The following is a 12,002-nucleotide window of genomic DNA, read 5'->3' as shown; positions in this document are numbered from 1 at the left end:
CCGGGCCGAACCGTCCCTCCCGACCGAAGCACCGCCGACCGAACCGAGGACCTCGACTCCCCATGCCCACCCACACCTTCGTCCTCAACGGGCAGCCCGTCACCGTCGACGCCCCGGACGACATGCCGCTGCTCTGGGTCCTGCGCGACAAGCTCGGCGTCACCGGCCCGAAGTACGGCTGCGGGGTGGGCGTGTGCCGGGCCTGCACCAGCCACCTCGACGGCCAGGAGTTCCAGCCCTGCACCCGCTCCGTCAGGGACTGCGAGGGCCGGACCGTCACCACCATCGAGGGCCTGGCCGACGGCGACGTCCTGCACCCGGTGCAGGAGGCCTGGATCGACTGCGACGTCGCCCAGTGCGGCTTCTGCCAGCCGGGCCAGATCATGACCGCCGTCGCCCTGCTGCGTCGCACCCCCGACCCAACGGACGCGGACATCGACGAGATCCAGAACATCTGCCGCTGCGGCAGCTACCCGCGCATCCGGGAGGCCATCAAGCGCGCGGCGGCTGCCGGACGGACCCCGGGCTGACGCGGGTGTGCCCCGCCCGGCGAACCGGCGGGGCACACCCGGTCAGCGCCGGCTCAGCTGCACGGGGGGACGGTCGGGACGTGGTAGTTCCAGTTGCCGTCCGTGTAGGCGCCGTAGACGTACCCCGTCCCGTACCAGTAGCCGTAGCCGGCGGAGTACACGGCCGTCACCCGGTACCAGACGTTGCCCTGGCTGTTGATGTCCTCGCCCCGGATCCAGCACACCATGTTGACCGCGTCGCCGGACCAGGAGAACGAGTTGAGGTCGCCGGTGGTCTTGGCCGACCACGAGTACGGCTGCGAGTACACGCCCACCCCGTGGTTGGTCGGGTGGTTGTTGAGGTAGTACCAGCCGACGGCGTTCGCATCGCCTGCCGACAGGCCGATGCCGGCCCCCGCCAGCGCCACCGCCGCCACCGCGGTGCCGCCCCGGCGCCCGATCTTCTTGAGGATGCCCTTGACCATGCCGAGTCTCCTGTCCGGTCGAAACGTCCTGGCGCCGCCGGGCTGACCTCGGCGGCGGACACAGCTGACCGGATCCCCGGTGGTGTTCGGTACCGCCTGACAGGAACTGACAACAGCTGACACCCCGCCGAACGACGCTTACCGGCCTTGTTCTCGACCGAAGTCGACGGATCCCCGATCACCGCCGCCACCCGCCGCTATGATCCGGACCCGACAAGAGAGCAGCGCCACCAAGGGATCTGACATCTGACAACAGGGGGTGCCATGGCGCAGCACGGTCAGGAGCCGCGACCGGGACAGGAACCGCCGGCACCCAGCGCCGCCGAGCGCTTCGCGGGCGAGCTCCGTACCCTCCGACTGGAGGCCGGCCAGCCCTCGTTCCGCACGATGGCCAAGAAGGCCGGGTCGATCTCCCACACCACGCTCTACGAGGCGGCCTGCGGCTCACGCCTCCCCTCGTGGCCCACCACGAGGGCCTTCGTCCAGGCGTGCGGCGGCGACGAGGAGGAGTGGCACCGCCGCTGGACCGCGGCCGTCGGCGGCGAGACGCCCGGCGAGTCCGCGCTCGCCGAGCCGCCGACCGCGGCGCCGGAGCCGGCTCCACCCCCGGCGCCGGCGCTGGGGTCTCGGGAGGCAGCTCGGCCCTGGGGAGCACCAGGTCGGCCGGGTCTACCGGGTCCACCGAACCCAGGAGGCCCACCAGGCACAGCAGGCCCCTCCGGACCACTGGAACCGCCACCCCCGGCCGCGCCGAACCCGGACCTGCGCCCCCGCCGGCTGTGGACCCACGCGCTCAGCCTGCTCCTCGGCCTGGTGCTCGGCGTCCTCGGCACCCTGGGCCTGCTCGCCATCCGCGCGCCCGCCGCGCAACCCGCCGAGCGCGGTTGTCCCTCCACGGGCCCGTACGCCCCCGATCCGCAGCCCACGCCCGCGGCGGAGGACCCGGGCCCGGACACCGCGCCCCGGTCCTGGATCGCCCGGACCGCCGGCGACCAGCAGTCCGCCTCCAGCACGGGGGTCACGCTGCCCGTGCGCGTCGCGGTCGCCCAAGGGGACGCCCTGGTCGTCTCGATGATGCTCACCGGCACCTGCTCGGGCCCGGTCAAGGTCACGGACAGCCACGGCGACCGCTTCCAGCTCCTGGGCGACGTGACCGACTCGCTGCGGCACCGGGTGCTCCTCCTCGCCGCCTTCGACGCCTCCGCGCTGACCACCGCCGACTCGATCCGCGCGGACTACCCGCGCGCCGCCGAGTACCACGTCAGCGTCGACGAGTTCCGGGGCGTCACCGCCGTACGGGCCGTCACCCGCGCCTCGGGCGACGCCGGCGGCACCGCCTTCACCACGGCGGCCAACCCGGCCGCGTGCGTTCCGGGCGACCTCCTGGTGGGCACGGTCGGCAGCAACTCCGGTACTGCTCCCGAGTTCGGCACCGGCTGGACCGCCCTGCCGGTGCTCCCGCCGGCCTCCTCCCGCCTGGTCACCGCGCACCGGATCGCGACCGACACCGGCCACTGCGTCGCCGCCGGCCGGACCACCTCCCAGTGGGCGACCGTCCTCGCCGTACTGCGGTGAACCGCTCCCCCGGCGGCGCGCGGTGGCGGCGCGAACCGACTCCCGCGCTGTTCCGAAGTCCCGCGCCGTTCCGAAGTCCCCTGCCGCTGCGAGGTCCCGTGCCGCTGCGAAGTCCCCCGCCGTTCCCCTGACGGCCGTGCGTTCCTCCCGCCGTGATCGAGGGCGGGTGCCGGGGGCGCGAGGCCCGGTGCCGTCACGCGTCGGTGACCGCCCGGGGGTCGCGGCCGAAGAAACCGGCGAGCCGGTCGTACGGCGGGGCATCCGCCGGGACGGGCACCTCCGGGCCGAAGGCCTGGTGGTCGGCCTCCTCCCCGCGGTACTCGGGTTTGAGTGCGCCGCGGGCCCAGGCGAGCGCCGCGAGCGCGACCTCGCTGTCCAGGCCGTCCGTGGACCGGCCGGTGGCCCGGGCCAGGTCCCAGGCGTGGACGGCGAATTCGGCGGTCTGCTGATCGACCGGGAAGCGCGCCGGGAGGGTGTGGCCGCCGCCCGGGAGTTCCACCACGCCGGTGAGGTCGCCGGCCGACCGCCAGGCGTCGACCAGCTGCTCGGCGCCGGCCTCGAAGGCGTGCGACCAGTCGTCCTCCACCCGTTCGAAGGACTGGGACCAGTCGGGCCGGCCGCCCTGCGCCCGCACGGTGAACTGCCGCAGGTCGAACAGCAGGTGGCTGACCAGGTCGCCGACGTCCCAGGAGCGGCAGGGGGTCGGGTGCCCGGCCAGCTCGACACCGGTCCCGTCGATCAGACCGGCGGTCTGGGCGAGGGCCCGGGCGAGCAGCTCGATCGGGTCGTCCGCAGCGGTCATGGCACACCTCTCGGTCGGTCGGGGACACGGGTCGTGGGGGGGGGGGGGGGGCGCGCGCGCCCCCCCCCCCCCCCCCCACGACACCGGGCCCGGTCCGGTCGGCCGGTCAGGCCGCGAAGCCGCCGTCCACCGCCAGCTGCGCACCGCTGACGTACCGGCCGTCCTCACCCGCCAGGTAGGCGACGGCGGCCGCCACCTCCGACCCGGTGCCGTAGCGGCCGAGCGCCGTGAGACTGCGCTGGAAGTCGGCGGACTCCCCGTCGGCCGGGTTCATCTCGGTGTCGATCGGGCCCGGGTGGACCAGGTTGACGGTGATCCCGCGCGGGCCGAGTTCCCTGGCCAGGCCCTTGGTCAGGCCGATCAGCGCGGCCTTGCTGGTGGCGTAGAGCGTGCCACCGGGGAAGGGGACGCGCTGGGCGATGCAGCTGCCGATGCTGACGATCCGCCCGCCGTCGGCCAGGTGCCCGACCGCCGCCTGGGCGTAGAGGTACGGCGCGCGGACGTTGACCTCCAGCACCCGGTCGAGGTCGTCGAGGCCGACCTCCTCGATCGGTCCCATCGCGCCCACGCCCGCGTTGTTCACCAGGACGTCCAGCCGGCCGAACCGTTCGGCGACCGCCGCGACGGCGGCGCGCACCGCCTCGGGGTCCGCGCTGTCGGCCCGGACGGCCCAGCCGGTCCGGCCCATCGCGGTGATCTTCGCGACCACCTCCTCGGCCCGTTCCGCCGAGTCCTGGTAGGTGAGCGCGACGTCGGCGCCCTCCTCGGCCAGCCGCAGCGCGACCGCCGCGCCGATCCCCCGGCTGCCGCCGGTCACCAGCGCCACCTTGCCGTCCAGCGCCGCCGCGCCGCTCGCCGCCGTCCCGGTCATCTCCATCGTCGTCTCCACCGTCTCCGCCATCGCCGTCGTCGTGGTCATGTGTGCAGAACTCTTCGATCCGTTCTCGGACATGACTCGATCCTCGGTGGGAACGCCCCGCTGTTCCGGCGGTATTCAGACGTCGAGTTCAACGTTCAACTACGACTCCGCACGCCCCCCGTCGCACGACCGGGGTCCGCCGACCGCCCGGCCCAGTCCGGCCCCGTCCGGCCCCGTCCGACCCCGTCCGACCCGACCTGGCCCGTCCGACTCGGTCCGCCCGAGGGTGGGCGCCCGCGCACGAGAAGGGGAGCGGGTGCGTGCACCCGGCGCGCGGTCCCGCGAACGCACCGAGCGGCCACCCCGCGAGGGGTGGCCGCTCGGCCGGCGTCATGACGTGCCGGCAGCTCGTCAGGGCGCGCCGACCCCGGTCAGGACGCGCTCGGACGTCAGACGGTGAGGGTCTGCCCCGGGAAGATCAGGTCCGGGTCGCCGCCGATGGTGCGGGCGTTCTTGCTGTAGAGGGTGGCGGTGTCGACGCTGAACTTCGCGGCGATGTCACTCAGCGTGTCGCCGCTCCGGACGGTGTAGCTGCCGCCGGAGGTGTTCTTCTCCGCGGTCGGCGCCGACTGGGCCGGCTTGGCCGACGGCTGGCCGTTCGCGGCCTTCGGCGCGGCCTTGGCCTTGGGCGCGGCCTGCTGGGCGGCCTTCGGGGCCGCAGCGGGCTTCTCCGCCCGCTTCGCGGGCTTGGCCGCGTCGGCGTCGGCCGAGGTGTCGACGGCGGCCGGGGCGCCGCCCTTGCTCAGGCCGGCCTTCTTCGAGCAGACGGGCCAGGCACCCGGCCCCTGGGAGGCGAGGACCTTCTCGGCGACGGCGATCTGCTGCGCCTTGGTCGCCTGGTTGGCCTGAGGGGCGTACGCCGTGCCGCCGTACGCGGCCCAGGTGGACGGGGTGAACTGCAGTCCGCCGTGGAAGCCGTTACCGGTGCTGATGCTCCAGTTGCCGCCGCTCTCGCACTGGGCGACGGCGTCCCAGGCGGAGGTGGTCGCGGCGGAGGCCGAGGTGGCCGTGACGAGGCCGGCCACCGGCAGGGCCGCGACGGCGGCACCCGCGAGGACCGCCATCCGCACGCGGTTGCGCTTGGGGCCGGCGGTGGTGTCGGTGGCAGCGGCGGTCTCGTGACGGTGAGTCATGAAGTTCCTCTCGACAATCCCCGGGCGGGCAGCCGGAACCAGGCCCGGGACATGGGCGGGTGGGTCGCGCTTGCCTCGCTCGTCGGGCGGCCGCGCACGTGTCGGACGTGCCGTGCCGCCCCGGCCACCTCCGCTCGCCGACGGCCTGTTCGAGCCGGCCTCGTCGGCGGGCACCGCCCTTGCGCCGGGGGTCAGTCGGCGGGCAGTGCGTCGGGGTGAACCCGGGTGGCGCTCGTTGCGCCGCCAAGAAAGCTAGGGGCGATGTCCGGGGCGCAGCAAGCGCTTCTGGGAAATCGCAGGTCAGTTGACTGTTACCGGTGGTAAGGATCAAGGAACTGCGGTCGATTTGACCGGTTTTGACCGTATTTCCAGGATGAAACGATCAACTTCCGTGCCATCACTCACATCTGTCCGGCCGTCAGACCGGGCACACCATCGACGCTCCGTAGCGAAAAACTGACGTTCCGTCATCACGGCAACCGGAGTTCCCGATTCAGGGCTCAGATCCAGTGGGATCCGCCACAGCGGGCACCCAGAGTGTTGACCCGGACACGCTCAGCTGCGGCCATCGAGCTCCGCGTCCCGCGCCAACAGCGCCGCCTGGACCCGGTTCTCGCAGCCCAGCTTCGCCAGGATCCGGCTGACGTACGTCTTCACCGTCGCCTCGCTCATGTGGATCCGCGCCCCCGCGTCCGCGTTGGACAACCCCTCGCCGAGCAGCGCCAACACCTCCAGCTCGCGCTCGGTCAGCACCTCCAGCCGGCGCCGGGCCTGCGCCCTGCGCGCGGCCGCCGAGCCGCTCCGGCCGGAGGCCAGCGAGTCGACGATGTGCCGGGTGGCCGCCGGCGAGAGGAAGGCGTTGCCGCTGGCCGCCGCCCGTACGGCCTGGATCAGCTCGTTCGGCGCGGTGTCCTTGAGCAGGAACCCGGCGCCGCCCCCGGTCACGGCGCGCAGGACGTTCTCGCGCTCTCCGAAGGTGGTGAGGATGATCGCCCGCGCGCCGGGTGCGACCCTCGCCAGCTCCCCCAGCGCCGCCAGCCCGTCCAGCACGGGCATCTGGATGTCCAGCAGCACCACGTCCACCCGGTGCGCCCGGGCCAGCTCCAGCGCCTCCCGGCCGTCGGCGGCCTCCGCGACCACCTCGATGTCGTCGGCCGAACCGAGGATCATCCTGATCCCGGCCCGGATGAGCGGCTCGTCGTCGGCGACGAGGACTCGGATCACTGGTGGTCATTCCCCTCGAACGGTGGTGCGGCTGCGGCACCATCCTCACATCCCGCCGCGCCCGCCTCCCGCCCGGGCGGCCCGGTGGCAGGGCGCTCGGACGGTCGGACGATCGCACGGTCGGGCGCTCAGGCGGCGGTCCGGTCGGACGGTCGCACGGTCGGGCGCTCAGGCGGCCGTCCGGTCGGGCACCCGGGCGCTCGGACGGTCGGACGGTCGGACCGTCGCACGGTCGGGCTCGGGACGCTCGGGCTGCTGCACGGTCGCGCCGTGAAACGCCCGGCGGTCAGTCCTTGGTGACGTAGTCGACCTTGTCCACCAGGACGCCGCCCTTGAAGCAGAACCGCGCCACGTGGCTCTCCGACCAGGACTCGGAGCCGCTCTTCGACAGCGAGTACCAACGGCAGTGCGCGCCCTCCGGCCGGTCCGGGCCGCTGCGCTCGTAGTCGGAGGTGAAGAACTCGTTGCCGGGCGGCAGCTCCCGCATCACGTCGGCCTTCGACTCGCCGAGCCGGATCCGGTCGTACACCGACTGATCCACCGTGGAGTCGCCGGCGCCCCGGACGAAGGCCAGCGCGCCCCAGACCACCAGCCCCACCACGACCAGGGTGACCGCCCCCACCCCGGCCGCGCAGCCGACCGCCGGGCTGCGCCGCCCCTCGCCCGCGCCCTCCGCCGCGGGCAAGCCCTCCAGGACCCAGTCCTCCTCGCCGGCCGGACCGGCCGCGCTCTCGCTCTCCGACCCCTGGTACGGGAGGACGGCCGCGAGCCGGAAGCCCTCCTCGGGCGTCGCGCCGGCGTGCACCATGCCGCCGACCAGCCGGGCGCGCTCCCGCAGCCCGGTCAGCCCCTGTCCGCCGCTGACGACCGACCCCGCGCCGACGGGTGCGCCGACGAGCTCCGGCGCGCGGGGGTTGGTGACCTCGACGACCAGCGCGTCCGGCTCGTAGCGGAGCGCGACCGCGATCGGCGCACCGGCGGCGTGCTTGTGCGCGTTGGTAAGCGCCTCCTGCACGATCCGGTAGGCCGCGTTGTCGACCGCGGCCGCCAGCGGGCGCCGCTCGCCCTCGGTCGAGAACGCCACCTCCGCGCCGGCCGCCCGGGAGGAGGCCACCAGCTCCGCGATGCCTTCCACCCCGCCGCGGCCCGGCGCCGCGCCCTGCGCACCGACCGCCGGCGGCAGCGCCGTCGACTCGTCGTGCAGCACCCCGACCACCTCGCGCAGCTCGCGCATCGCCGCGACGGCCGCCTGCCGCAGCACGCCGACCGCCTCCCGCTGCCGGTCGGTGAGGGTGCGGTCCACCTCCAGCGCGCCCGAGTGCACGGAGATCAGCGCGAGCTGGTGGCCCAGGCTGTCGTGCATGTCCTGGGCGATCCGGTGCCGCTCCCGCAACCGCGCCTGGCGCACCACCATGACCCGTTCGCGCACCAGTTGGTCGTTGCGCTCGCGCAGCGCGTCCAGCAGGGCCTGCCGCTGGGCGCGGTAGCGCCCGTACAGCGCGGGCAGGACGGCGAAGACGAGGAACATGCCGAGCGACAGGCCGACGATCAGCTTGGGCGAGGCCGAGGCGCCGTCCTTCACCGTCCCGGTCACGGTGAACAGCAGATAGCTCAGTACGACGGAGCCCAGCAGCCGCCCGACCCGCCGGATCCGAGCCCCGGCCGCCCAGCCCGCGCAGACCAGCATCGGCACCGGCCCGAGCGACCAGCCCGCCATGGCCCCGACCAGGACGAGCACGGCGCCCGGGAACCCGCGGCGCAGCACCCACAGCACCGCGACGGCGGCTCCGAACGGCACCGCCAGTCCGGTCCGCGCGAGCACCTCGAGCAGACCGGCGACCCCGCCCATGAACAGGGCCTGCACCGCCTCGCCCACCACCCGCCGACGGGGCCAGGGCCCCGGCAGCGCCGTCCGTACCGCCCCCGACCAGGCCCGTGCGATCGCATTCACCCGTCGAGGCTAACCGGGGCGCCGCCCCGGGCGCGGTCACCCTTCGTCGCCCGGCGCATCGACGAAAGTCGCCGGTCGGTAGGCGGTGAGCAGCAGCGCCACGTCGTCCACCCGGCCGGTCGAGCCGACCTCGCGCAGCAACCGCTCGGCCAGCTCCTCCGGATCCTCTCCGGACCGGCCGTGCGCCAGCGCCGCCCGCAGCCGGTCCACCCCCTGATCGATCGCCAGCGCCGGGTCCTCCACCAGGCCGTCGGTGTAGAGGGCGAGCAGCGATCCGGGCCGCAGCCGCAGCTCGCTGGCCGGGTAGGCGGCTGCTCCGTCCACCCCCAGCAGAGGCCCGCCGGGGACGTACAGCGCCTCGGCCCGGCCGTCCGGGTGGCGCAGCACCGGCGGCAGGTGCCCGGCGCGGGCGACCCGGACGGTGCCGTCCGCGGGGGTGAGGCGGACCAGGCAGCAGCTGGCGAGCAGCCCCGGGTCGAGGTCCAGCAGCAGTCGGTTGGTCCGCCCGAGCACCTGGTCGACCGGCTCGCCGCCGCTGGCGAAGGCGCGCACCGCGCTGCGCAGCTGGCCCATCGCGGCGGCGGCGGCGACGCTGTGGCCCTCGACGTCGCCGATCACCAGGGTGAGGTCCGCGCCCGTGAGGATCGCGTCGTACCAGTCGCCGCCGATCTCCATGCCCTGGGTGCCGGGCAGGTAGCGGGCGGTGATCCGCACGCCCGGCACCTGGGGGAGGCGGTGCGGCAGCAGCCCCTGCTGCAGGCCGCGGGCCAGTGCGAACTCGGCGTCGTAGAGCCGGGCGCGCTCCAGCGCCTGGGCGATGAAGCCGCCCAGGCCGGTGAGCAGGCCGCGCTCCTCGAGGGTGAAGGCGTGCGGGCGGTCGAAGCCGAGGATGCAGCTGCCGACCGGACGGCCGGAGGCGAGCAGCGGCAGGAAGGCCCAGGCGCCCATCTCGTCCAGGGCCAGACCGGGGTAGGCGGCGGCGAGTTCGTGCACCGACTCGAAGAAGATCGGGGTTCCGGTGCTGAGCGTCTCCGCCCCGGGCACCCGGGCGTCGAGCGGGGTGCCCTCGAAGCCGTCCAGGAAGCCGTCCGGGTAGCCGGACTGGGAGACGAGGTGCAGCCGCTGTTCGTGCACCGTGTAGATGGCGAGTTCCTGGCCGCCGAAGGCCGGGAGGATCTCCTCGGCCACCGCCCGGCACACGTCGCGCACGGTGACGGCCTCGGTGAGGGCGCTGGCGAGCTGGAGCAGGTGGAGGGTGCCGCCGACGCCGGTCGCGGCGGTGGACGGTGGCGGGGCGGCGGGCGGTTCGTCCGCGCCCGGCGGGGACTCGGCGGCGACCACCCGGCCGGTGACGCCGTGCGCGTCGGGGTAGAGCGAGAAGGCGAGCCAGCCGCCCGGCGGGCGGGCGGCCAGGAAGGCGGTCGGCTGCTGGGAGAGCAGGGCGGCGCGGTAGCGGTTCTCGTAGAAGGGGTCGGCGAGCCAGGGCAGCACCTCCCACGGGTGGTGGCCGACCAGTTCGTCCCGGTCGGCCCGCAGCAGCGGCTCGGTGGCGCGGTTGGCGTAGGTGATCAGGCCGTCCGGGTCGAGCGCGAAGACGCCCTCGCGCATCCGCTCGACGGCGGCCGCGGCGGCGGTCACGGTACGGACGTCCAGCACGGCGCCGACCAGGTGGGTCCGGCCGTCGGCGATCGCGCCCGGCACCCGGGCCCACAGCTCCACCGGGTACGGGCGGCCGTCCGCCCCGAGCACGCGCACCCGGGCGGCCAGCACCTCGCCCCGCTCCATGGCGGTCCGGGCCGCCGCCCGGAACCCGGGCACGTCGCCGGGGGCGATCCGGCGGGCCAGGCAGCCCACCGTGCCGTCGAACTCACCGGGGCCGAAGCCGAAGATCTCCTGGAACAGCGCGTCGGCGGCGAGCGCGCCGGTGGTGGTGTTCCAGTCGAACAGCCCCACCCGGGTGGTCGGGGCGGACGGCGGTGGCACCTCCACCACGGCGGCGTCCCCGGACGGCTCGGTCAGTCGCCCGGCCTGCGCCAACCTGTCCAGGCCCGCGCCCAGGCGGGCGGCGACGGCGTCCAGCCGGGCGGACTCCCGGGCCGGCGCCCCCTCGACCCCGGCGGGCCACAGCACGCTGAGCACCCCGAACCGCTGCCCGCCGTGCTCCACCGGCAGGCAGGCGGAGACGAAGTCGTACGGCAGCCCGACCGCGAGCTGGGGGAAGCGCCGCATGGCGTCCTCGGTGTCGGCCAGCGCGATGGTCCGCCCGGTCCGGAAGCAGACCGCGACTGGCAGCGGCCCGGCGGCGGCGATCCGCCGGAACGGGCTGATGATCGACAGCGGCACCCCGGCGACGGTGAGCAGCACCAGCGACCGGTGGTCCCGCGACCGCAGGTACACCATCGCCCCGTACGCCCCGGTGGTCCCGAGCACCTGACGGACGGCCTTCGCCAGCAGTTCGTCCCGCTCGTCCACCGCCTCCGGCAGCACCCCCGGGCCCGGCTCCACCCCGGTCTCCGTCTCCGCGCCCGGCTCCCGGACCACGCCCGAGCCCGCCTCCGGCCCCTGGTCCAGGACCGGTGCCGGCAGCGTTTCCGGGACCGCCGCGCGGACCGGCTCGTCGGCCCCGCCGGTCGCCTGCGGATGGCGCATGCTCCCTTGCTACGTCCGCCCCGGAGCACTGTCAAGGCGAGCCCGGCGGCCCGAGCCGCCCCTCCGCCGACCGCCGACCGGGGTCAGAGCCCGGAGAGGTCGATCTCCACGGGGTAGGGCACCGCGGCCTTGACGACCCCGCCGAACACCTCGCCCGCCTCGTACGACCGGCTCGCGGCGTCCAGTACATACGTGTGGACGATCGGCACCCGGGCGACCGCCTGCTCGACCCGCCAGTAGAAGGGGACGCCCGCCGTGGCGTACTGGTCGGGCTCGACCACCCGGTCGGTGGTCTCCGAGCCCGGCGAAACGACCTCGACCAGCAGCAGCACGTGCTCCGGCCTGGTCGGCGACTCGTCGATGCTGTCCGCGCGGTAGACCACCACGTCCGGCCGCCGGTTGTTGAGCGGTACGTCCTGCAGCCGCACGTCGAAGTTGGTGTCGGCGTTCCAGTCCTCGCCGCCCGCTTCGTCCAGGGCGTTCGCCAGGAGGCGCGCGATGCGGTTGCGGCGCTTGGAGGCGCTCGGGCTGACGACGACCATCCCGTCGACGATCTCGATGCCCGCGCACTGCTCCTCGGTCCAGGAGTCGTACTGCTCACTGGTGATCTGCCGGTGCATCCACTCGGGTGCGGTCATCTCGGCCGTCACGGCGTACCTCCCCGGTCTCCTGGGCGGCCCTGTGCTGTGCGCCACAGCTTAGTACAGCCGCAGTCGCCGCCCCGGATGGTTCGCGGGCCGTCCGCCCGCCCTCCC

Annotated in this window: 10 protein-coding genes; 2 read left to right on the top strand and 8 right to left on the bottom strand. The window is 74.7% G+C overall.

All coding sequences use genetic code 11. The annotated features are described in order from the left end of the window. Positions 1-62 precede the first annotated feature (62 nt). The gene (locus ACGF07_RS18735; protein ID WP_350739707.1) at positions 63-530 is read left to right on the top strand and encodes a (2Fe-2S)-binding protein; all 468 of its coding nucleotides are present in this window, start codon (positions 63-65) and stop codon (positions 528-530) included. Positions 531-583: 53 nt separating this feature from the next. On the opposite strand, the gene ACGF07_RS18730 is transcribed toward ACGF07_RS18735, so the two are convergent. Next, the gene (locus ACGF07_RS18730; protein ID WP_392900005.1) at positions 584-994 is read right to left on the bottom strand and encodes a hypothetical protein; all 411 of its coding nucleotides are present in this window, start codon (positions 992-994) and stop codon (positions 584-586) included. A gap of 264 nt (positions 995-1,258) precedes the next feature. Between ACGF07_RS18730 and ACGF07_RS18725 the strand changes: the two genes are divergently transcribed. Further along, positions 1,259-2,569 carry a helix-turn-helix domain-containing protein gene (locus ACGF07_RS18725; protein ID WP_392900003.1) on the top strand — a complete coding sequence of 437 codons (1,311 nt, stop codon included), beginning with the start codon at positions 1,259-1,261 and terminating at the stop codon, positions 2,567-2,569. A gap of 193 nt (positions 2,570-2,762) precedes the next feature. On the opposite strand, the gene ACGF07_RS18720 is transcribed toward ACGF07_RS18725, so the two are convergent. The 7 genes from ACGF07_RS18720 to ACGF07_RS18690 form a co-directional block, all read right to left on the bottom strand. Further along, positions 2,763-3,371: a TIGR03086 family metal-binding protein gene (locus ACGF07_RS18720; RefSeq protein WP_392900000.1), complete on the bottom strand. Its 609-nt coding sequence runs from the start codon at positions 3,369-3,371 to the stop codon at positions 2,763-2,765. A gap of 106 nt (positions 3,372-3,477) precedes the next feature. Further along, a complete protein-coding gene (locus ACGF07_RS18715; RefSeq protein WP_392900321.1) occupies positions 3,478-4,248 on the bottom strand; it encodes an SDR family NAD(P)-dependent oxidoreductase in 771 nt (256 codons plus the stop codon). A gap of 431 nt (positions 4,249-4,679) precedes the next feature. Beyond that, a complete protein-coding gene (locus tag ACGF07_RS18710) occupies positions 4,680-5,423 on the bottom strand; it encodes a transglycosylase family protein (protein ID WP_392899998.1) in 744 nt (247 codons plus the stop codon). Between the two features lie 555 nt (positions 5,424-5,978). After that, a complete protein-coding gene (locus tag ACGF07_RS18705; RefSeq protein WP_350739693.1) occupies positions 5,979-6,647 on the bottom strand; it encodes a response regulator transcription factor in 669 nt (222 codons plus the stop codon). A gap of 286 nt (positions 6,648-6,933) precedes the next feature. Next, positions 6,934-8,598 carry a sensor histidine kinase gene (locus tag ACGF07_RS18700; RefSeq protein ID WP_392899995.1) on the bottom strand — a complete coding sequence of 555 codons (1,665 nt, stop codon included), beginning with the start codon at positions 8,596-8,598 and terminating at the stop codon, positions 6,934-6,936. Positions 8,599-8,634: 36 nt separating this feature from the next. Beyond that, the gene (locus ACGF07_RS18695) at positions 8,635-11,247 is read right to left on the bottom strand and encodes a SpoIIE family protein phosphatase (protein ID WP_392899992.1); all 2,613 of its coding nucleotides are present in this window, start codon (positions 11,245-11,247) and stop codon (positions 8,635-8,637) included. Positions 11,248-11,330: 83 nt separating this feature from the next. Beyond that, on the bottom strand, positions 11,331-11,897 hold the full coding sequence (locus ACGF07_RS18690) for a Uma2 family endonuclease (protein WP_392899989.1): 567 nt from the start codon (positions 11,895-11,897) through the stop codon (positions 11,331-11,333). Positions 11,898-12,002: the final 105 nt, after the last annotated feature.

Source organism: Kitasatospora sp. NPDC048194 (genome assembly GCF_043202455.1).
In the GTDB taxonomy this organism is placed as follows: Bacteria; Actinomycetota; Actinomycetes; order Streptomycetales; family Streptomycetaceae; genus Kitasatospora.
This window is presented reverse-complemented; position numbering and strand designations above follow the sequence as displayed.

Bases quoted from the DNA above. Each gene is read 5' to 3' on its own strand.
- ACGF07_RS18735 (WP_350739707.1), top strand. From the start codon at position 63: ATGCCCACCCACACCTTCGTCCTCAACGGGCAGCCCGTCACCGTCGAC.
- ACGF07_RS18730 (WP_392900005.1), bottom strand. From the start codon at position 994: ATGGTCAAGGGCATCCTCAAGAAGATCGGGCGCCGGGGCGGCACCGCG.
- ACGF07_RS18725 (WP_392900003.1), top strand. From the start codon at position 1,259: ATGGCGCAGCACGGTCAGGAGCCGCGACCGGGACAGGAACCGCCGGCA.
- ACGF07_RS18720 (WP_392900000.1), bottom strand. From the start codon at position 3,371: ATGACCGCTGCGGACGACCCGATCGAGCTGCTCGCCCGGGCCCTCGCC.
- ACGF07_RS18715 (WP_392900321.1), bottom strand. From the start codon at position 4,248: ATGGAGATGACCGGGACGGCGGCGAGCGGCGCGGCGGCGCTGGACGGC.
- ACGF07_RS18710 (WP_392899998.1), bottom strand. From the start codon at position 5,423: ATGACTCACCGTCACGAGACCGCCGCTGCCACCGACACCACCGCCGGC.
- ACGF07_RS18695 (WP_392899992.1), bottom strand. From the start codon at position 11,247: ATGCGCCATCCGCAGGCGACCGGCGGGGCCGACGAGCCGGTCCGCGCG.